The organism is Oceanobacter sp. 1_MG-2023 (assembly GCF_030689025.1).
Classification (GTDB): domain Bacteria; phylum Pseudomonadota; class Gammaproteobacteria; order Pseudomonadales; family Oceanobacteraceae; genus Oceanobacter.
In genome coordinates this window covers 13,391-33,261 of sequence record NZ_JAUYWA010000007.1, presented here as the reverse complement: position 1 = coordinate 33,261, position 19,871 = coordinate 13,391, and the positions used below count along the sequence as shown (strand labels likewise).

Annotated in this window: 17 protein-coding genes; 5 read left to right on the top strand and 12 right to left on the bottom strand. The window is 53.7% G+C overall.

Annotated features, from left to right (window positions below; all coding sequences use genetic code 11):
• Window positions 1–49: 49 nt before the first annotated feature.
• On the bottom strand, window positions 50–1,747 hold the full coding sequence (locus Q8W22_RS06520; protein ID WP_305451872.1) for an AMP-binding protein: 1,698 nt from the start codon (window positions 1,745–1,747) through the stop codon (window positions 50–52).
• A 311-nt stretch (window positions 1,748–2,058) separates the two neighbouring features.
• Between Q8W22_RS06520 and Q8W22_RS06515 the strand changes: the two genes are divergently transcribed.
• Window positions 2,059–3,003 carry an alpha/beta fold hydrolase gene (locus Q8W22_RS06515; RefSeq protein WP_303431427.1) on the top strand — a complete coding sequence of 315 codons (945 nt, stop codon included), beginning with the start codon at window positions 2,059–2,061 and terminating at the stop codon, window positions 3,001–3,003.
• Between the two features lie 166 nt (window positions 3,004–3,169).
• A complete protein-coding gene (locus tag Q8W22_RS06510) occupies window positions 3,170–3,655 on the top strand; it encodes a MaoC/PaaZ C-terminal domain-containing protein (RefSeq protein ID WP_305451871.1) in 486 nt (161 codons plus the stop codon).
• Between the two features lie 200 nt (window positions 3,656–3,855).
• On the opposite strand, the gene Q8W22_RS06505 is transcribed toward Q8W22_RS06510, so the two are convergent.
• The 4 genes from Q8W22_RS06505 to Q8W22_RS06490 form a co-directional block, all read right to left on the bottom strand.
• Complete coding sequence (locus tag Q8W22_RS06505; RefSeq protein ID WP_305451870.1) at window positions 3,856–5,307, bottom strand: hypothetical protein; 1,452 nt, start codon at window positions 5,305–5,307, stop codon at window positions 3,856–3,858.
• 7 nt (window positions 5,308–5,314) lie between these two features.
• Window positions 5,315–5,749, bottom strand: a complete 435-nt coding sequence (locus Q8W22_RS06500; protein WP_303431423.1) for an energy transducer TonB — start codon at window positions 5,747–5,749, stop codon at window positions 5,315–5,317.
• A 334-nt stretch (window positions 5,750–6,083) separates the two neighbouring features.
• Window positions 6,084–6,620: a hypothetical protein gene (locus Q8W22_RS06495; RefSeq protein WP_305451869.1), complete on the bottom strand. Its 537-nt coding sequence runs from the start codon at window positions 6,618–6,620 to the stop codon at window positions 6,084–6,086.
• 362 nt (window positions 6,621–6,982) lie between these two features.
• A complete protein-coding gene (locus tag Q8W22_RS06490) occupies window positions 6,983–8,077 on the bottom strand; it encodes an OmpA family protein (protein ID WP_303431420.1) in 1,095 nt (364 codons plus the stop codon).
• Window positions 8,078–8,378: 301 nt separating this feature from the next.
• Here Q8W22_RS06490 and Q8W22_RS06485 point away from each other — a divergent pair, with 301 nt between their 5' ends.
• A complete protein-coding gene (locus Q8W22_RS06485) occupies window positions 8,379–8,972 on the top strand; it encodes a YbhB/YbcL family Raf kinase inhibitor-like protein (RefSeq protein ID WP_303431419.1) in 594 nt (197 codons plus the stop codon).
• 29 nt (window positions 8,973–9,001) lie between these two features.
• Here the strand turns inward: Q8W22_RS06485 and Q8W22_RS06480 are convergent, their stop codons facing one another.
• Together Q8W22_RS06480 and Q8W22_RS06475 are read right to left on the bottom strand one after the other, a co-directional pair.
• Window positions 9,002–9,835 (bottom strand): siderophore-interacting protein, encoded by an 834-nt coding sequence (locus Q8W22_RS06480; protein ID WP_305451868.1) that lies wholly within the window; start codon window positions 9,833–9,835, stop codon window positions 9,002–9,004.
• A gap of 132 nt (window positions 9,836–9,967) precedes the next feature.
• On the bottom strand, window positions 9,968–10,468 hold the full coding sequence (locus Q8W22_RS06475; RefSeq protein WP_303431417.1) for a hypothetical protein: 501 nt from the start codon (window positions 10,466–10,468) through the stop codon (window positions 9,968–9,970).
• An 84-nt stretch (window positions 10,469–10,552) separates the two neighbouring features.
• Here Q8W22_RS06475 and Q8W22_RS06470 point away from each other — a divergent pair, with 84 nt between their 5' ends.
• The gene (locus tag Q8W22_RS06470) at window positions 10,553–11,479 is read left to right on the top strand and encodes a D-hexose-6-phosphate mutarotase (RefSeq protein ID WP_305451867.1); all 927 of its coding nucleotides are present in this window, start codon (window positions 10,553–10,555) and stop codon (window positions 11,477–11,479) included.
• Window positions 11,480–11,501: 22 nt separating this feature from the next.
• On the opposite strand, the gene Q8W22_RS06465 is transcribed toward Q8W22_RS06470, so the two are convergent.
• The gene (locus tag Q8W22_RS06465) at window positions 11,502–12,437 is read right to left on the bottom strand and encodes a LysR family transcriptional regulator (protein WP_303431413.1); all 936 of its coding nucleotides are present in this window, start codon (window positions 12,435–12,437) and stop codon (window positions 11,502–11,504) included.
• A gap of 222 nt (window positions 12,438–12,659) precedes the next feature.
• On the opposite strand from Q8W22_RS06465, the gene Q8W22_RS06460 reads away from it, so the two are divergent.
• Window positions 12,660–13,511, top strand: a complete 852-nt coding sequence (locus Q8W22_RS06460) for an LEA type 2 family protein (protein WP_305413416.1) — start codon at window positions 12,660–12,662, stop codon at window positions 13,509–13,511.
• A gap of 106 nt (window positions 13,512–13,617) precedes the next feature.
• Here Q8W22_RS06460 and slyD read toward each other — a convergent pair whose 3' ends face one another.
• The 4 genes from slyD to Q8W22_RS06440 all read right to left on the bottom strand — a co-directional run bounded on the left by slyD (window position 13,618) and on the right by Q8W22_RS06440 (window position 19,699).
• On the bottom strand, window positions 13,618–14,103 hold the full coding sequence (gene slyD / locus Q8W22_RS06455) for a peptidylprolyl isomerase (RefSeq protein WP_303431410.1): 486 nt from the start codon (window positions 14,101–14,103) through the stop codon (window positions 13,618–13,620).
• A 214-nt stretch (window positions 14,104–14,317) separates the two neighbouring features.
• Complete coding sequence (locus Q8W22_RS06450; RefSeq protein ID WP_305451866.1) at window positions 14,318–16,630, bottom strand: ATP-dependent helicase; 2,313 nt, start codon at window positions 16,628–16,630, stop codon at window positions 14,318–14,320.
• Between the two features lie 158 nt (window positions 16,631–16,788).
• A complete protein-coding gene (locus Q8W22_RS06445; protein ID WP_305451865.1) occupies window positions 16,789–17,019 on the bottom strand; it encodes a hypothetical protein in 231 nt (76 codons plus the stop codon).
• 379 nt (window positions 17,020–17,398) lie between these two features.
• Window positions 17,399–19,699, bottom strand: coding sequence for a TonB-dependent receptor (locus tag Q8W22_RS06440; RefSeq protein WP_305451864.1), 2,301 nt, complete (start codon window positions 19,697–19,699; stop codon window positions 17,399–17,401).
• Between the last annotated feature and the right edge of the window lie 172 nt (window positions 19,700–19,871).

The window sequence follows — 19,871 nt, the reverse complement described above, 5'->3', positions numbered from 1 at the left end:
GGATAAGGGTTTCTCCCTTATCCGCTTTTTTAGTTGCCGAGTACCTTATTCAGCGGGACTGGGCAAGCTCTTCTGCTCTCAGCTCACGCCGGAGTATTTTACCAACATTGGTTTTTGGTAATTCAGTACGGAATTCCACATATTTAGGTACCTTGTAATTGGTCAGACGCTCTTTGCACCAGTGGCGCAAATCCGCCTCACTGAGTTCAGACTTCACCACAACAAAGACCTTGACGGCTTCTGAGCTTTTCAGATCCGGCACACCAATAGCAGCCACTTCCATCACCTCGGGGTGATCGGCAATAACATCTTCAACCTCGTTCGGATACACATTAAAGCCGGAGACAATAATCATGTCTTTCTTGCGATCCACAATACGCATATAGCCATCATCCTGGATCACGGCAATATCCCCAGTGCGCAGCCATTCACGGGCAGGCAAACCATCAGCCCCTGGCAAAAATGCCTCATCGGTCGCCGCTTCCCGTTTCCAGTAGCCTTTCATGACCTGTGGCCCTTTAACGCACAACTCGCCCCGCTCTCCCAACGGCAACTCATGGCCATCATCATCCACGGTGATGCAGAGGGTACTCGACACCGGCATACCAATACTGCCCAGCTGGATATGTCCTGGCGGATTAAACGACACTACCGGTGACGTTTCTGTCATGCCGTAACCCTCGGCAATATCGTTGCCGGTGACTTTTTTCCATTGTTCGGCAGCGGTTGTGGTCAACGCCATGCCACCGGAGATCGTCAATTTAAGGCCAGAAAAATCCAGTTGCCGGAATTTTTCCTGATTACACATGGCCACAAACAGGGTATTCAAGCCCACAAACGCTGAAAACCGGTGCTGCTGCAGGGTTTTGACAAACCCTGGAATATCTCTGGGGTTAGGAATCAGCAAAGAACAGTTCCCGGTTTCAAGCAGCACCATACAATGCACCGTAAAGGCGTAAATATGGTACAGCGGTAGCGGTGCTACCACCCTCTCCACCCCTTCATCCAATGCCATCACAAACAAGCCATGACACTGCAACATATTGGCGATCAGGTTTCGGTGCGTCAGCATCGCGCCTTTGGCCACCCCGGTGGTACCGCCGGTGTATTGCAGCACCGCCACATCATTGCCAGCAGACGGATACGGCTGACAAGGGCGCTTTGCACCTTTCGCCAGGGCCGCCCGTAATGTCACCGCACCGGGCAAATGATAGTCCGGCACCTGTTTCTTGACGTACTTCACCATGCCATTGATCAGCATCCGTTTTAACCCTGGATGCAAATCGGCCACTTCCGTGACAATAACGTGCTGGATCCCCGTATCACTGAGTATCTTTTCGGCCTTGTCGGCCATATTAGCCAGCACCACCAGCGCCTTGGCTCCAGAGTCGTTGAACTGGTGCTCCATTTCCCGCTCGGTGTAGAGTGGATTGGTGTTCACAACCACCAGCCCTGCCCGCATGGCACCAAAAACCACAATGGGGTACTGCAAAATATTTGGCAATTGAATGGCAATACGTTCACCAGGCTGCAAACCCAGCTCATGCTGCAGATAGCTGGCAAATTGTGCACTCAATACATCCAAGTCCTGGTAGCTCAGCGTATGTCCCAGGCACATAAAAGCAGGACGATCAGCAAATTTTTTCACAAAGCGATCAAACAGCTCGATGACTGAATTGTATTTATCGGCATCAATCGTGCCTGGATAATTTTCCGGATAGCGTTCCTGGAAGAACTGCTCGTTCATACCGCCCCCTTACACCCCAACATTGGTTATTCTTATACGTCGTTGTCTGCTCGTTTATTTCGCGATAACGCTCAGAATGCGGAGCGCGTCATAAACAATTAGTGAGTCAGAATCTGGAATTGTAACCATCTTTTGAATTTCAGGCAAAAAACTGTTTCCCAAATCAATGCCAAATTACCGATTCGATACCGTTCTGGCCCGTGGATAGTACAATATAGACAACCTGCAGCCGCCTGCACGACCATTTCGCCCCGCTTTTGATTGCCACACAATCACGAACCGGGACAACTATCGACGGAAAGGAATATTTCATGAACGATGTCAGCCCTGCGCATACTTTCAGTATAGCCAGTGATAGCGGTCAGACATTTGCTGCCCAGCTGTTTATGCCGGGCACTGAGCCAACGGCCCTGATCCAGATATATCACGGCATGGCAGAACACTGGCGCCGTTATCAACCCTTGATCCGCAAACTGGCTGCATCCGGTTACGCTGTGCTGGCACATAATCATCAAGGTCATGGAGAACGTCAGCCGCTCGGCCACCTGCCCGTCGGCCATCACCACACCAGCACCGGCTGGCAACAACTGATCAACGATGCCAACCAGGCTCGCCAGATAGCTCTGGCCACACTGCCGGAATCGACCCCGGTTATTTTGCTGGGTCACTCCATGGGATCGTTTGTGGTATTAACAACAGCGATGCACCCTGTGGAAGGTCTGGCAGGCTTGGTATTATCGGGCAGTGGTTACCCTGCACGCTGGCGCTGCCAACTGGGTTACATCGTTGCCTCTGTCATTGCACACTGGCATACCGCGGAAAAACCCTCAGCGTTACTCGGGGCACTGGCCTTTGCCGGATACAACCAGCAGATCAAACAGGCTTCTGGCCGCTGGGACTGGCTGACACGCGACGCCAACCAGCGCCAGCAATACCGTACCGATCCCTTGTGCGGCTTTGATTGCAGCGCCGGCTTCTGGCAAAACCTGTTCACCGCTCTGACAAACATCACCCGGGAGAACGCACTGGCATCGATCCCACCGCAGCTGCCTGTCTTATTGTTATCTGGCGATCAGGACCCGGTCGGTCAATATGGCCGAGGTATCCGAGCGCTCGACCATGCCTTACATCGCAGCGGCCATGATCAGATCAGCACGCTGTTATACCCTGGCGGACGCCATGAAATGCTGAATGAAACCAATGCCGGGCAAGTGCAGTCTGACCTGCTGGCATGGCTACAAAACCACTTGGGTTGATCCACTCTACCGGGATCAACAGCAGTAAGTGATCCTGATCAATAGCATGGCAAATGACCTGTGAATGGTGCATTGAGCGCTGGATTTCACGTTACACTCTTGCCGTCCACTTATATTCCAACGACCAGAACTGGTCATTTTTCACCTCTGACATCGGATGTATATCATGGAAACCATCACCAATCGCACCTACGAAGAACTGAACATCGGCGACAGCTGCAAGCGCACCCACACCATTGATGAGCGCGATCTGCAGCTGTTTGCCATCGTCTCTGGTGACCACAACCCTCTCCACCTTGATCCGGTTTTTGCCGCGACCACCCAGTTCAAAGGCCAAATCGCCCACGGCATGTACTCCGGCGCTCTGATTTCAGCTGCTTTGGGAATGGAACTGCCAGGGCCAGGCACAATTTATCTGGGCCAGAATGCCCAGTTCAAACGCCCGATCATGATTGGAGATACCGTCACCGTGACACTGACGGTAAAAGAAAAGCGGGATCGTAACCAGGTTGTTATCGACACCACCATCACCAACCAGAATGATAAAGCGGTCGTAACCGGAGAAGCTTTTATCCTGGCTCCAAGCGAAAAAATGACCATCGACATGCCGGATCTGCCAGAAATCACCATCACCCAGCCAGCTGGCAAATAGTGGGTTATTGATTTGACCGACCGCCAGTAACAGGCGGTCGCTCTGCATCGGCATACCACACAGGTCCGGTATGCCTTTGCAGAGCACTTAGCCCCATAGCCCCATAGCCCCAATCCCGGGCAACAAACAAATAATCGCAGAACAAGCAAAACAAGAACTTCAAAACCAACGCCAGAAAGATAACAGTATAATTCCGATTTTTACTGTACCAGCTCCGCCTGCTGTTGTTGCACAACCTGAAGATAACTGGCCAAACGTTGATGCTCCTCTGCCAGGTACACCAACAAACTCAGATACACGTGTCGCTGTGACAATTGATAGTAGTAATCTGCCTGTGACTGATAGGCCGCCTGCCTGCCACGCAACAGGGTCTCATCCTCCAGCCCTTCGCCATTGTCTTCACTGACCGTCTCAGTGCGGCTGTCATCTGCCGCTCCGGCCACCAATACCCGAGCGTCAGGCACCAGCCGCTGTGTTACCTCTGCCAGGGCTGCCAGGCGTGTTCGTAACCCCTGCGACTCCTGACGATCGACCCAGGCTGCCCGCAACGTCTGGGACCGTACAGCCTGGTTCAAATAACGGAGCGGCAGACTCTGGCAGTGCCCACTGCCATGACGCCCAGCAGCAATCAATCCGGCTGCCGGACACCCCACAAACGCACGAAAACGTTCATCCGCTTCGGCGCTGTCCGGCATCATTCCTTGTCCCAACCAGTGCTGTAACAACTGCTCCAGACGCTCGGGGTGCTGCCATTGCCGCACAGCGTCAATATGCTGCTGTAATCGCAAGGATAACGCCTGCAACAACACCGACCGCATCGACGCTCCCCCCATGGTATTCAGCACCTGCAACTGCAACATCACCTGATCCAGATGGAACAGATCCAGTCTGGCCGGATCTGCGACCCATCCAGTCGTGGTGGCAGAGAGCGCTTGCAACCAATCCCTGCTGCCACTGGCAAGCGGCAGCAAAGGCTGCACCGCCCTTAACACCAGAGCCGTCACATACCAGGGAGAATCCAGGGGAATCCGCTGCGACAACCTCACCATTTCGACCGTCTCACCGGCTTGCCACTGCGCCATCCACACCATGACTTGCACAGAAGCCATCAGATTGGATGTCTCACGCTCCATCACTCCGCCAGCATCCGCCAGTGCCTGCTGCAAAGTCTGCAGCAGAAACACCTGTAATTCCGGTTTGACGCCCAGCTGTCTCGCAGCCAGGATCACATCCAGTCGGGCCAGCAGGCCCAAGCCAAACTGGCCTTCTGCCAGGTCGCCATGGGTAATCGCCATTCCTGATGACACATCCATGGCATCACTCAGGCTATCCGGCTGGCCTTCCGCCAGTAGAAACCGGACTCGGGCATATTGCGCCAGCCGCTGCAGCGGTGGAGTTAACCGGGGACCTTGCGCCAACAGGCTATCGCTGGCGGCTTGTAGCTGCTTATCCTTTCCTTGGTACAACATCATCAGGATTTCATCGGTGACGGCCTGCTGTTGTCTGGCATCCAGTGGCCGGATTGAGTCCGCCTGGCACGAAGCATAACCACAGCAACCGACCAGCAGCACGCCAATCATCCCGGCAAACGACCGCTTCAGAGACGCAATCCATAACGTTAAAAACAATGGCCATCGGCCGTGTCTGTTCATAAGCAGCCTAGTCTGAGGTATCCGTTCGGAGAATCATGAACTGCACTTCAACTCTGATTACCTGACCCGCATATCGGGGCTGAAACAGCACGCTGCTCATGGATTGCCCGGCGGCTTCTGCGAAGGATTCGCCACTGGATTCAATCAGCCGCAACAGGCCAACCTGGCCGTTTGACAGAATCGTAAACTCAATGACAACCCGCCCCTCTTTGCCACGTCTGAATTCCTTGTCGGGGTAGTGAGGCAAAATGCGAATGGCCGGCTGAATATCACCAGCAAACAGCATACGTACGATGCCACGGGTTTCAGGCCCGGCCGTCGGCACTTCAAAACCGGATCGACTGCTGACCGTCGTGGTCATGCAACCCGCCAAAGCGCTACTTCCTGCCAGGATAACCAACAGAGTCAGAATCGCTGTTATACGCTCTGAATACCTAACCATCACTTGCACCTGCCACTCCCGTTATCTGTTACTGTCGATCCAGCGAATACCCCGCAGCCGATGCTAACAAATACCCCAACATCCACCCACAGGTATTGCCGGTAATAGTCGTCAGAACACGGAGCTACCCTGTCGGCGATAATCAAGCGCCATGAATAACGGCACTCACACCGTGCTGTTATCAGAGGAAATTCATCAGGAAACACACCACTGCCAGTCGTTATTTACAACCTTGACAGCAAAGTCACAAACAGAACAGGGAAATATGGCGAGGATGGCCATTCACTACGGCGCCGGGAACAATACCGAACAGCAAGCGAACAGCCAGGTTTATTTATTCCAACAGCCCGGCACACTCTGCAGCTGCAAAAAAACGCTCTGCCAGAGCTGTGGGCGCGCCAGACCGGTTGGCCAGTTGTCGAGCAGTCATCGCCTGACGCGATAACAACCAGGCCAGCTGCCGAATAACAGGACCTTCTGTCTCAACCACCGCATCAAACAGGCTGTCATCAGGCATCAGCACCATGCGTCCACAGCAATCAGGACAAGCTCCAGGCAGTGGCTCACCATGCCAGGCTTGCCAGCCACAACGCCAGAGCAGTTCCCTGACCGGCCGTCCAATCAGCGCTTGCAGTGCCATCGGGTCATCGGCAGACAAGCTGCGGTGCTTGAAACTACTGGATGGGCTGAAATGACGGGTCACGCACTCAGGAATATCATGTTCAATAAAACGCTGCGCACCACCCGCGACAATAATTTCGCCATGGTGGGAAGTTTGCAGTGAAGCATTCAGTTGATGTTGCAGACAAAACTGAACTTGTTCCAGCAGCCAAAACTCTGCCCCAGCCCACTGAAAGGCTCTATCAGACATGGTCACCCCCGTCTTGTTATTGTTTTTTCCGGATTCGGGCGCCGCAAAGAATGCGTATACGATTCCGGGGGGTCAATATTTCCACCAATGCTGGCTCACAATGTTCACAGCTACATAACGGAGCACACCCCCTGCCACCACAAACGCACAGAAAACGTCCGGTCAATAACGAACAACTGTCGTGATCCATAAAAGCAAAAGCAAAACAAACAGGAAGATCTGGCGAAACAGAATCCAGCAACAGCAACAATATCGTTGTCAAGAAAACAGTCAGAAGGAAAACAGCAGCCAGAACAGGCCGGATACAGGCAGGAGAAAAACAGACAAGCACCAGCGGCAAAGTGCCACTGGTGCTTTCAGACTTACTTGACGCTCAGTTCAACACGACGGTTTTCTGCACGACCAGCAGCAGTCACATTGCTGGCAATCGGGCTGGCTTCACCGTAACCACGGGCAGTCAACTGATCCGCGCTCAGACCTTTACCGATCAGGTAGTTACGAACGGAGTCTGCACGTTGTTGGCTCAGACGCAGGTTGAATGCTTCAGCACCCTGGCTATCTGTGTATGCCGCGATTTCTACCATGGCATCCGGGTAGTTGCGCAGTTCAGCGGCTGCGTTATCCAGAATGGTACGGGCGTTGGCAGTCAAACGAGTGCTGCCACTTTCAAAGTTAACACCGTGCAGATTGCCTTCAAATACAGCACAACCCTTGGCATTCACGTTGGCGCCGGCAAGCGTGTCCATACACTCGTCATTGTCATCGATAACCCCATCGTTATCGCTATCTGCTGGCTCAGGAATCACCACTGGTTTTACTTCTTCAACCACAGGTTCTTCAATGACTGGCTCTTCGATAACCGGCTCTACGACAACGGGCTCAACTGGCTTGAATTCTTCAACGATGGTTTCTTTGGTGCGAGTCATGCCACTACCAAAGCGATAACCAATTTCCATCATGAACACACCGTGCTCATTGCCTTCATCGGTCATTTCATCAATATGCAGCTCGGCACGGCCAAACAGCTCGTCATTCAGGTCATACTGCACACCACCACCCCAGCTGAATACATGGGTTTTACGGTCGAGTGCACCATCCTGGGGTACATCAAGGATTTCGATACCATAACCTGCTGTTAGGTAAGGTTTCAGGGGACGCTCACCAAAGAAGTACAACCCTTTCAGTTGATACTGTGATACATCTGGTTTCATATCACCTTGCAAGAACGACGGGAAAGTCAGGGATGCTTCTGCTGCCAGCGCAGGCAGAACCATGTAACCCAGGGATACTTCGTTGGTCCAGGAATCATTGACGTTATGACCGGTTCTGGTAGTCAGCTCGTCATAAATTTCGTTTTCAACGTATCCGATACCACCCGTAACGTACATTTCCTTGTCGGCGTGTGCCATTGTTGCGCTCGCAACAGCCATGGCTACCAATAATGGTTTGGTCAACATATCTCTCTCCAAAGTGAACAATGTGTGTGTTCTTTACAATTTCTGGCGCATCTTAGTAATACTACGTGACAGTTCAAGCGGAATCGGTCATTTATTCTGAGATTTTTGTCACGATCACAATAATCAGCGACTTTCGTACGCTATTTCTTTACCTCACTCCTCCTAAAGTAGACTGTTTTTCGAAAAAATCGAGTTTGTCTATGCCATTTGCCGAAATAGTATGTAAATGCTTGATGACATATGATCAAAGGAACAGGCACGCCAATTGCCTTGTCGATGGATTCAACGAAGGGAGAACACCATGTTGAGTGATTCCAGTAACTATAAGAAGAAAAAAGTAGCACTGGCGATGATAGGCGGATTGAGCATCGCAGCAACATCACTGGCAGCCAGATCTGATGGCAGCCATTTTGACTTTCGCAGCCCGACCATAGAACCGGAGTCTCGCTTCGATATTCAACACCTGTATTCTGGTTTTGGCTGCACCGGCGACAATATTTCCCCGCCATTGGAGTGGTTTCATCCACCGGAAGAGACACAAAGCTTCGCCATTACCCTGTACGACCCGGACGCCCCGACAGGCTCGGGCTGGTGGCATTGGCAAGTATTCAACCTGCCTGCCGACAGTCGTTCCCTGGAAGCAGGGGCTGGCAGCATGCATTCACCTTTGATGCCGGCCTCTGCCCAGCAAGGGCGTAATGACTACGGTAGCCATGCTTACGGTGGTGCTTGTCCGCCAGCGGGAGACCAGCCCCACCGTTATCAATTTACCCTGTTTGCCCTCGACCAGCCCAGCCTCGATATCCCGGCGGATGCCAGTGCTGCGCTGATTGGCTTTATGCTGAATGCCCATGCCATCGACAAGGCAAGCTTTACGCTATATTACAGCCGTTAGCCACCGTTCACACGGCGCATGGCCAAGTATCAGGGTGTGGTGCCTGCCGCATCCACAAGAGCCTGGTCGGCACGCTTGTCGACCTTGTGCTCATCCTCGCTACGTCCCAACTTCCAATAGCTACTGATATAGGTTTCCTTGCGCCCGGTCTGGCGTTGCTGCCGAAAATACCGCCGCAATGCCTTCATTTTATGAAACTCACACGCCACCCACACAGCAACACGACCGGACAACCATTCAGCCGCCACCACTCGCTGCAGCAGAGCGCTTGACGTTGCCATGGATTCAGCCTGCGCCAGTTCCGGGCTTGTCTCATCCACAACCCAGATCACCTCAACCCCGGCCGGACATTCGAGTGATTGACGGTCTTCGGCAGAGGCAATCTCAATCACGGCATAACCCCGAGCCTCTGCTGGCAATTGCTCGAGGTTGCAGCTGATTGCTGGCAGAGCCGTCATATCTCCAGCCAGGAAATACCAGTCGGCGCTGTTATCAATCAGCTTGGTTGGGCCTGGGCCACCCACCAGAATCCGCTCACCGGGCTGGGCACGTGCAGCCCAGCTGGCGGCAGGTCCTGCCGGTTGAGGGCCATGGTTATGCAAGGCGCAATCAACCGTAAGCTGGAACTTGTCCGGGTCAAAGGCCCGCACCGTATAGGTCCGCATCAGAGGCCGCTGGCCTTCCAGCGCCGTTGCCGGGGTCAGCGGCTGGCCATCGGCGGTAAACATCAATTTGATATAACCACTGGCACTGTCGACCGGAAAATCGGCCAGCGCATCGCCGGAAAAGACCAGCCGTTGCATATTAGTCGTCAGGCGTGATGACGAATGAACCACCAATTCACGGGGAGAAGGACGAGACATTACCGCTCCAGATAAAAAACAGACGGACTTGATCAGTGTATCCAACCAAGGTGACAGACAAACAGTGTAACGCCCTGCCTGAAAAACACGAGAATGATTCTCAGAACCAAGATTCCCGTAACAGCAACAATGTCAACTCAGCACCACAATACGCCAGCGACCCGAGCCCAACAGCAGCTCATCTTCCAGCCCCAGGGTCAGCAAGCGTTTGGCCAGTGGCGCCGAGATCGACAACAACTGCACCGTCTCGCCCTCCAGCGACAAGGTTCTGCCACCGACAGGGGTCAGCCAAAACCAGCGGCGTCTGTCTGCCGTCGTGCTGCCCAGCGAATCAGCGGGTTCCAGCCCGACCAGAGTTCCCAGCGCCAACGGTGCATCTTCCTCCTCGCCATTGCCGAACAGCGGCACCACCCAACGAGCGATCTGGATACGCTCCTGCTGCAACGCCAGAATACGTTCCGACTGCCCATGAGCCAGATATGCCGCTTCCAGACTCAGGGTATCGTACTGGTTTTCGGGTTTGTTACCCTCATGTGCGGCACTTTCCTGGGCTGTCCGGGCAGCGGCCAGGGCAACCTCGATTTCCTGATCCAGCAGCGCCAGCAAACAGGGCTTAAGTTGGCTTTTGTTCACACAAAATAATCCGGTACAGTAGAAAGAAATCACACTCATTATTGGGTGCAACCCGCCATTCTAGCGATTTCTGCAAGGTAAGCCATGCGCCAACATCAGAACCGGTCATTAAAAGAACGTCTTTCAACCAGTGCCTTTTGCCATTTCGAGCAACGCGGCGAGCTGCCTTGCATCGTGATTCAACACCCCGGGTTCAGTGCCAGCCTGCTGCCACAAGGAGCGCAGCTGCTCTCCTTTTGCCCCACGGACGATACCTCCTGGATCTGGCTCAGCCCAACCGCAGAATACCGGCAAGGAGTCTCATTGCGCGGCGGTATTCCAATCTGCTGGCCCTGGTTTGGCAACGCCGATAAAAACCCGCCCGAAGTCCGGGATGCCATCGCCGGAAGACAACCACCCGCTCACGGCTTTGCCCGAACCAATCGCTGGACGCTGTCCCGGCTATATGAAGCCGCCGACCGTATCGAAATCGAACTGACGTTACCCCAAAGCCATTGCATCCAGTCGGTCTGGCAAGGCAACGCCGAGCTCACAGCGCGCTGGATTATGACCCCCGACAGCCTGGAAATGCAGTTGATCACCACCAACACCGGACGCTCCACCCTGGCATTCAGCCAGGCGTTACACACCTACTTGCCGACACCAGACATCCATACCACCCGTATCGACGGACTGGCAGGACACTCGTATATTGACACCATGACTGGCTGGCAACGCAAGCAGCAACAAGGGGCAGTCGTCTTCCAGGGAGAAACCGACCGTATCTATCTGCAGCAGGCAACGCCCTTGCGTCTGGTTACACCGCAGCGCACGTTACTGATTCACAGCCGTGGCAGCCACAGCACCATTGTCTGGAACCCCTGGATTGAAAAAGCCCAACGCCTGAGCCAGTTTGACGATGCTGCCTGGCAAACCATGCTCTGTATTGAGACAGCCAATGCCGCCGATGACTGGGTCAATCTGGCCGCTGGGGAAAGCCACTGCCTGAGCATGCGTTTAAGCGCCGTCTGAGGCTATCTGCGACGGATGTGATTCAGCAATGCTGGGCCACATCCACAATAATACGACGTAACCAGCGATGCGCCTGATGATGCTGCACCAGCGGTGACCAGGCCATTTTCAACTCAAATGGCGGGATTGGGAACGGCGGTGGCACCACCAGCAAGGATGCTGATTCCGCCTGCATATCTGCCACTTTACGCGGCAAGGTCGCCACCAGATCGTTATTGTGAGCCAGCAAGGCGGGCATTTGATAATGGCGGGTAAATACCGAAATGCGCCGTTTATAACCCAACTTGGCCAGCGCGTTATCGACCCAACCAAGGCGAACCACTTTCTCAGGGTCTATCCCTACCCCGGCGCCCATACCGGTTTTAGACACCCAGATATGATTACTGGCGACGTAGGCTTCCAGATCAAATTTTTCGGCCAACGGGTGGCCATGATTCACCAGGCAGACAAAGTCGTCTTGCCACAGCGTCATCTGGTGGAACGATTGCGGCATATCATCAAAACGGTTGATGGCCATATCAACCTTGCCCGCTTCGACATCCTTGAAGGTCACATCCGATGGCGTCAACACATCAAGAATCACGTTCGGGGCTACTTCCCGCAGGCGCTTGACCAGCTCAGGAATCAGCGTTGACTCTGCATAATCACTGACCATCAGGCGAAAAACCCGATTACTGCTGTGGGCATCAAATTCGCCCAGCGGTTGCAGCGCAGCTTCCAGTTCCGCCAGCGCTTTACGGATCATCGGCTGCAGCTCACGAGCCCGCTCCGTTGCCGTCATACCATCGGAAGTACGCACCAGCAACGGATCACTAAACAGATCACGCAGGCGGCGCAGACCATTGGACATGGCTGGCTGAGTAATACCAAGCTGTTGCGCCGCCCGGGTCACACTGCCCTCACGCAGCAGTACATCCAGATACACCAGCAGGTTCAAATCTATGCGATCAAGGTTCACGACAGCAATCCGGCAGCAAATGACCGGTTATTGTCGCAGCTCCGTTGTCATTCACCAAGCCTATCAACAAAACAATCAGCATTTTTTCAGGTGATTTTTATTCATACTGCCCCTGATTTGCTTTCGATCATACCCCAGAGCACATAAAGCTATCGGGATCCTGTATTAACCGCCGGTTTGCCTTACACTGCACCTCTTGAATATGTGCAGACTGGAGTGCCTATGAACCCGATTTTACCTACGCTGACCGCCACTGGCCTGATTCTGCTAAGTGGCTGTGCCGCTCTGAAAGAGAGCTTGACCGCCGCCGACAAACCCAGCGCCACGATCAGTGGCCTGTCGATCCAGTCCTTGGGGCTGGAACAAGCCGACTTGCTGGTATCGCTGGATGTTACCAACCCGAACAGCTTTTCAATTCCCGCCAGCGGTCTGACCATGACCATGTCGGTAGAAGATCATGCTTTGGCCACCGTCAACCAAACTGACACCGACCTCACCCTGAGCGCCAACGAGACCACAACCACCCAGCTCCCCATCAGCTTCAGCTACAGCGATCTTTATAACGCTGTCAAAGCGGTTGCCGACCAGGATGAAGTAACCTGTCAAATTGATACTGCCCTGCTGTTTAATTTGCCGGTACTGGGAGACATCAGCCTGCCCGCCAGCTACACCACGACCCTGCCGATCCCGCAACGTCCTAAAATCAGCCTGGCCAGCGCCAGTGTTGCGGATTTGAGCTGGCGTGGCATGGAGCTGCAACTGACCGTTGATGTTGAAAACCCCAATGGCTTCGGGATTGATCTGAAAGGGCTGGATTATCAGGTAACTGCCGCCAACAGCGCATTGGCATCCGGCTCGGTGCAGCCAGCCAACCTGGAAAAAAACAGTCAGCAGCAGTTGGTTATTCCACTGTCACTGAGCTTTGCGGATATGGCCAGCAGCCTGATGTCTTTGCTAACCAGCAAGGAAGCGGTTGATATCGGCGTTGCCGGTACCCTGGACTATGCGCCAGAGCTGGCGATCTGGTCACCCGAACCGCTCGACTTTTCCATGTCGACTGCATTGACTCGCTAGGCCAGGCAGTACCAGGAAGGAAACAAGCAATACCAGGAAGGAAAAAAGCAGAAAAGCAAATCGGGCTGCCAAGGCAGCCCGTTTTTATGTTGCAGAATGCACCAGCTTAGTGCTGGTGGCCTTCTGCGCCATGTACATGGCCATGTTCCAGTTCTTCTTCACTGGCATCACGCACGGATTCAACCGTTACGCTGAACGCTAGGTCCTTGCCTGCCAGCGGGTGGTTGGCATCAACCGTTACTTCTGCTTCTTCCACTTCAGTAACAATCAGATTAACCGGGCCTTGTGCAGTTTGTGCTGTAAATGCCATGCCAGGTTCAATTTGATCAACACCGGTAAAGGCATCACGCGGAACTTTCTGCACACGGTCTTCGCTGTATTCACCGTAAGCATTCGCGGCTTCTACGGTGACTTCCAGTTCGTCGCCGACTTTTTTGCCGTCCAACGCCGCTTCCAGGCCAGGAATGATGTTCTGGGCACCGTGAAGGTAAGTCATTGGCGCTGCGCCTTCAGAAGAATCAATAGTTTCTCCAGAAGCAACGTCAACCACTTTATAATGAATGGAAACGACTTTGTGCTGGGCAATTGTCATGATGATTGTCCGTTTTTTGTCCCTGATTAAGGGCAGTGAATTCTACGCAAAGGCGACAGGATGCGACGTTGGAAACCAGCGGCGACCAAAGTCGTTCTCTACGAAATGGGCCCCCAGTATAACAACTGCCCCGCTGAGTGCCAGTCGGTGACGGGTGTGGCCGCCAAAAGCACAGATTCCATCAGCCCGCAACGCCACCCGACGGATCTGATTATCAATGTAACCACTGGATATGCGGCTCGGCAAATACCCGATCCAGGCGCCGGGTTGTCCGTTCGCCATCAAACTGAATAATCAGATACTGTTCATCCTGCTCCATCACGGTACCGGCTCCCAGGCGGGCATGCACCAGTCGTGGCAGTGGCTGTCCGGTCACAATGGGTTTGGCCGGATCGCGCAACGACCGGTTACCACCGCGAACCCCAGGCTGTACCCGGGACGGCTTCACCTCCAGCACAACCGGCGCCGGTTGTGCTGCCAGATACGCTGGCAGCCAGCTGGCTACCTCGCCTTCCAACACCAGGCGGGATTGCCCTTGCTCCAGGGCACTGGCCACTTGATCACTACGACTGACATTCAGTTCACTCGTAAAAGGGCTGGGCTTTTCCCGTAATGAAGGGCGCTCATCTGACCTTTTACGCCCCGAAGATGACGGCACCAATCGCAGTGGCACCAGCAGATGTAATTGATGAATGGCGCGGGTCATGGCGACATACAACAGCCGCCGCTCACTTTCCTCGCTGGCCGGAGTGCTGAATTCGCCTTCTGGCCGGTACGGGAAGTAATGGCCATTCAGGCCGGGAATAATCACCACCGGCCATTCCAGCCCCTTGCTTTTATGGATAGACGTCAGCCTGACCCCGGCGTGTCGCTCACGGGACTGGGCCCGGGCGCGATCCCTCAGTTCCAACAAAAATTCCAGGGCTTCGTTCGAGTTCACGCCGGAGTCGGCCATAAAACGCACAAACGCCCGGATGGTTTGTAACCGGTCTTCCACCTGTTGAGCAGAAAAAGCACTGTCTTCAATGCCTTTTTCCAATTCAGTCGTATCGATATAAGCGTTCAGCAATCGCTGCACCGGTACCACCACATGCTCGGCACTGTCGAGCACCTCGGCCCGTGCGTGCAGCTGCGCTTTTTGCCAGTGGCTCAGGGTATCGGGAATCGCTTGCTGTAACGCAATGCCAAAGTGCTCGCGGTGCGTCGCCAGCGTATCGGCCATATCTTCCAGAACCGCCCTGCGTACCTTGGGAAACGGCGTAGTCAGTATCTGTAACCAGCCCGAGCGGCGCTGCTCCCGGCTGCGATCCCCAAAACGGCCTGCGGCAATTTCCAGTAACAGCCAGAAGATTTCCAGCTCCCAGCGCTCCAGTACCGAGAGAGAATGATCCAGCTGATAGGGAATACCCGCCTGCAACAAGGCCAGTTCAATCGGCGCACACAAGGCCCAAAGACGATGGATCACAGCAATCTGATGGGCTGGCATGGTTTCCAGGCACTGCCGCACCAGCGTCAGAACCTGATGCGCTTCCGCATTGACAGAGCAGCTGTGCAACTGTACCTGGGTGGCCGGAGTGGATATGTGGGACAACCCCATCACCGGATCTCGCTGCCGGTTATGGTGAATCAGATGATTCGCCATCAACGACAGTCGATGTCCATACCGAAAGGTTTCCGGTAACTGATACGTAGTGACGTTTCCCAACTGGCTAGCAAAGCCACTGACAATAAATTCTGGCCGTGAGCCACGAAATTCATAAATCGTCTGGTCTGGATCACCAATAACCATCATCGACCCCCGGCCAGCATGGAGCAGTTCCAGCAAATGCTGCTGAATACCGTTGATATCCTGGTATTCGTCCACCAGAATCCATTGCATATGGCCGCCAAAATAACGCGCCGCTTCCGGATTTTGCCGCAGATGCATCACCGGGTCGTACAGCATGTCGGAAAATCCAATACGCCGTTGCTGTTTGCGCCAGTCTTCAAAACGTTCAAACAACTCAATAAACATACGACACTGAGGGGGTAAATCGAGCTCTTCATAAACCGCCTGAGGAGGCGCCAGCCCGGATTTCACCAGGTCGATAAAACCAACCGCTGGCTCAACCCATTTTTTTCGTTGCGACAGGATTTCCTGCCGGGTGTCGCCGTCGGCCAATTGCTGTAACAAACGCCACACCTGACCTTCAACTTCGCTATCTCCCAACAATTTACGCTCAAAAGCAGGCAACTGTTCCAGTTCAATCAACTTGTGATAAATACGCAATCCCAACGAGTGAAAAGTGCGTACTTCCGGTACCGCTTGATCCGGTAAACGGCGAAATAAACGCTGTTGAAACTCCTGCTGGGCCGCCTTGTTATACATCAGCACCAGCATACGGCGAGACGATACGCCAGCCTGTAATCGCGCAGCAATAAAATGCGTCAGTGTGGTGGTTTTACCCGCACCCGCAACGGCCACCACTCGGGCGTGGCCATCGACGTGTTGAACAACCTGTTGTTGATAATCAGTAAGTTGTGACATTCAGCCCTCGCGTCAATGCCAAGGCATGCTATGACCAACACCTGAAAATGTCACGAACCATCAACAACCAGACCATCACAGCAGACCGGTAACAGCGCTATCGCTCACTCTGGTCACTCCGCCAACCCAACGTCACGGTTAGCAAGATCCCGCTGGCCTCAGAAAAAAACGTCGGTCCAGCGTGCCACCAGATCACTCCGTACACAGACAGACTGATGACTGCAAGGCTGGCTGCTCTGAGACATCGACCATTTCCCTGCCAATACCTGTTGCTCAAACCAACATCCATCATTACTGGCCAGCCAGCTGATATTGCATTGATCATGATGGATGGCCACTACCCGGTCAGCCATCAGCGAGACGGCTTGGTCAACACTTTGTTTATTCATCGCTTGCCTCCTGTCAGAACACCAAGAAGCCAGCCCACAAGAGGTGAGACACTGGTCATCCTACTGCTCACGTTTATATTAATACAAACTTCATATATAAAGACAGAGCAAGGCTGATACCATCATGGAAAAAATACTAAGCTATTGATTTTTATTTATTTTATAAACTCGATGACCCAAGGTGCTCTGTGACAAAACCCACCACCTGTAATCATATAGACAAACCATCTAATGAGAATAAACCAAACACCACAATACACTTGTTTGCTAACCAGCAAGCCGCATTATCATCATGGCCTGGGGCAATACCTGAAACAGCCACCAGGCCTCTCTGGCCAGCCAGCCAAAGACAGCCAGCCAGATCCGCTATTGCCAGTAATTACCAGATATAAGCCAACGTCATCAGATATGAACGCGGCGCACCAGAGTAATAGGTATATGAGCCAGTACTTTGCACATCCGAGGCATTAATCCGGCCGATATAGCGCTTGTCCGTCAGATTGACCACATTTACATCCACCGACAGATCACCACTGGCCAATGGCAACTGATAACCAGCACCCATATCGACACGGGCATAACCGGGCACCGACTCTTCATGACCGGAATCAGCATAACGCTGGCCGACATAACGCAGCATCGATGTCGCAAACCAGCGGTCTTGCTCCCAACGGGCGCCCAGTGCACCAGTCCATACCGGTACATCGGGCAACTGGTTACCCGACACATCCATCACCGTGCCGCCACTGCCCAGCACATCCTTATCAAGAACGGCGTGTGTCCAGGCCAGATTGGCCAATAAATTCAACTCTGGTGTCACTTCCAGACCACCGGCGAACTGCAATCCTTGCTGATGCCCATCCCCCACATTCTGCGAATACACAACAGCTACATCCGGGTCGTAATAGCTGATGCCTTTATTGCGGAAGCGGGCGTAATACACCGTCAGATCCATATAGTGAAACCGCGACGTCCAGGTCAGCCCCAGATCAATCCCGTCCTGGGTTTCGATACGCTGCTTATCCATCACGTCCTGGGCCGTCAACCCCGCGGCAGCAAAAGTGGAATAATTGGACTGGAATTGATTCCAGGATGAAAACGACGGCGCTCCCATCGAACGGCCAACATGAATTCTCGATAACCAGTCGTCATTCCAGCGATAACTCAATCCGGCTACAGGCAACCAGACATCCAGATCAAAACCATCAACACTACGATCCGCCATCGGGCCACTCGATTGTTGCAGCGCTGCTGCATAAGACACATCCCCAAGACCATCGGTATTGTAGTAATCCAGGCTGACCAGGGTTTCACGCACATAGCGCAGCCCGGCTGACCAGTGCCAATTCCCCAGCGAGCGATCCAACTGAGTCCAAACACTGTTCATCTGGTGCTCATTCGTCACCTTGGCCAGTAGAGACCACTTGCTAAACATCAGACTGCCATCCGCTTGTGGCTGGTACATTTTCCAGTCTGTTGGCGGCCCCGGCGGTTCCATTGTCATATACCAGTGCCCCACACTCAGACGCGTATCCTTCACCTCGCGGACCCACTCTGTCCGCACCCCGCGGGCCTTATGATCAATCGACCAGTTCCGGATCATGCCGGAGCTGGTCGCCGACCAATAATCACCCTCTTCGTTACTCTGATAAGGCTGGACACTGATATAACTCTGGTCAGACAGCTGATAACGAGCCTCCAGCAACCACAGGTCGCTGTTGAACTGCTGACGGTTATGATCGTAATAAAGATGCAGGTCTTCCGGGTCCGAGCTATAGGCATAGTCATACCACTGCTCCAAATCATTCGCCTGCTCAGCACTCAAGGCCCGGTAAGCATGTTGCTCTCCCTCACTCCGGGTGTACCACAGCCGGGCAGTCAAGGCCCCAAACTGCTGCTCTCCGGCCAGACTGATATTATTCTGGTCAGCAGCCTGACCTGGGCCTCGCCATTGATCAGCACTGGATTTTGATAGCGATGCCATCACCCGGCCACCAAAATTCATGGCACCCGAGTCTGCCCGAGCAAACCAGCGTGCCAGATCGTCACTACCGGCACTGTAGGACAGTTGCACCTCAGGATCGATATTGGGCCAATACAGCCGGGTATCCAGCGCCCCAAAATTATTAAACAGATCGACCTGATCGGCAGGTACCGGCCCCTGGTGCAGCGACACACTGGCGATATTTTCCTGCTCGAACATCCACAAGTAACCAGGTCCAGGTCCCATGCCGGTCACCGCCACTCCCTCGACGGTACCATTGGCACCATGAGAGGCATTCACCCCGCGCACCCTTAACCCCTTGTTCCCGCCCATCAGATTGCCAAAGCCAAAAGGGTCGACGGTTTCTGCCTGTACTCCCGGCAATGCCGACACAGCACTGTAAGGGCTGCCTGCCCCCGGTGCGGCAAACATATCCAGCTCCTCTTGGCTTACAGTTCGTTGTGATGCCGCCTGATCTGACGGATACCACATAGCGGCCTCCTGTTGCCCCACAACCACAATCGCGTCTTCAACTTCAGTCGGCAAGTGGGTATCCACGGTTGTTTTATCTTCTGCCGCCACCAGAGCACACCGGGTTGAAAGCACCATCAGTACAGCCCAGGTCAGCGGTGCAAGCGGTACCGACACCGGGCTGGTAACACGATAAAAACACGTACTGCCATCTGAAACATTCATCTTATGACTCCTGATTAATCACTGTGAAAAAGTCGCATCAGGGATCTATCGCCAAACCAGATGCCGACAGCCAAACAGAACCAGGTTCTCGCCCAGGGACACCATTGGCATCCCCATACACATCACGAGAATTGAAAAATAATCAGCAAAGTCAGCACCGGATACAATAAAT

Excerpts from the sequence above, each read along its gene's own strand:
- Q8W22_RS06470 (WP_305451867.1), top strand. The coding sequence starts at position 10,553 with ATGCGCCAACATCAGAACCGGTCATTAAAAGAACGTCTTTCAACCAGT.
- Q8W22_RS06440 (WP_305451864.1), bottom strand. The coding sequence starts at position 19,699 with ATGAATGTTTCAGATGGCAGTACGTGTTTTTATCGTGTTACCAGCCCG.
- Q8W22_RS06495 (WP_305451869.1), bottom strand. The coding sequence starts at position 6,620 with ATGTCTGATAGAGCCTTTCAGTGGGCTGGGGCAGAGTTTTGGCTGCTG.
- Q8W22_RS06500 (WP_303431423.1), bottom strand. The coding sequence starts at position 5,749 with ATGGTTAGGTATTCAGAGCGTATAACAGCGATTCTGACTCTGTTGGTT.
- Q8W22_RS06505 (WP_305451870.1), bottom strand. The coding sequence starts at position 5,307 with ATGAACAGACACGGCCGATGGCCATTGTTTTTAACGTTATGGATTGCG.
- Q8W22_RS06490 (WP_303431420.1), bottom strand. The coding sequence starts at position 8,077 with ATGTTGACCAAACCATTATTGGTAGCCATGGCTGTTGCGAGCGCAACA.
- Q8W22_RS06515 (WP_303431427.1), top strand. The coding sequence starts at position 2,059 with ATGAACGATGTCAGCCCTGCGCATACTTTCAGTATAGCCAGTGATAGC.
- Q8W22_RS06450 (WP_305451866.1), bottom strand. The coding sequence starts at position 16,630 with ATGTCACAACTTACTGATTATCAACAACAGGTTGTTCAACACGTCGAT.
- Q8W22_RS06480 (WP_305451868.1), bottom strand. The coding sequence starts at position 9,835 with ATGTCTCGTCCTTCTCCCCGTGAATTGGTGGTTCATTCGTCATCACGC.
- Q8W22_RS06460 (WP_305413416.1), top strand. The coding sequence starts at position 12,660 with ATGAACCCGATTTTACCTACGCTGACCGCCACTGGCCTGATTCTGCTA.
- Q8W22_RS06510 (WP_305451871.1), top strand. The coding sequence starts at position 3,170 with ATGGAAACCATCACCAATCGCACCTACGAAGAACTGAACATCGGCGAC.
- slyD (WP_303431410.1), bottom strand. The coding sequence starts at position 14,103 with ATGACAATTGCCCAGCACAAAGTCGTTTCCATTCATTATAAAGTGGTT.
- Q8W22_RS06485 (WP_303431419.1), top strand. The coding sequence starts at position 8,379 with ATGTTGAGTGATTCCAGTAACTATAAGAAGAAAAAAGTAGCACTGGCG.
- Q8W22_RS06520 (WP_305451872.1), bottom strand. The coding sequence starts at position 1,747 with ATGAACGAGCAGTTCTTCCAGGAACGCTATCCGGAAAATTATCCAGGC.
- Q8W22_RS06445 (WP_305451865.1), bottom strand. The coding sequence starts at position 17,019 with ATGAATAAACAAAGTGTTGACCAAGCCGTCTCGCTGATGGCTGACCGG.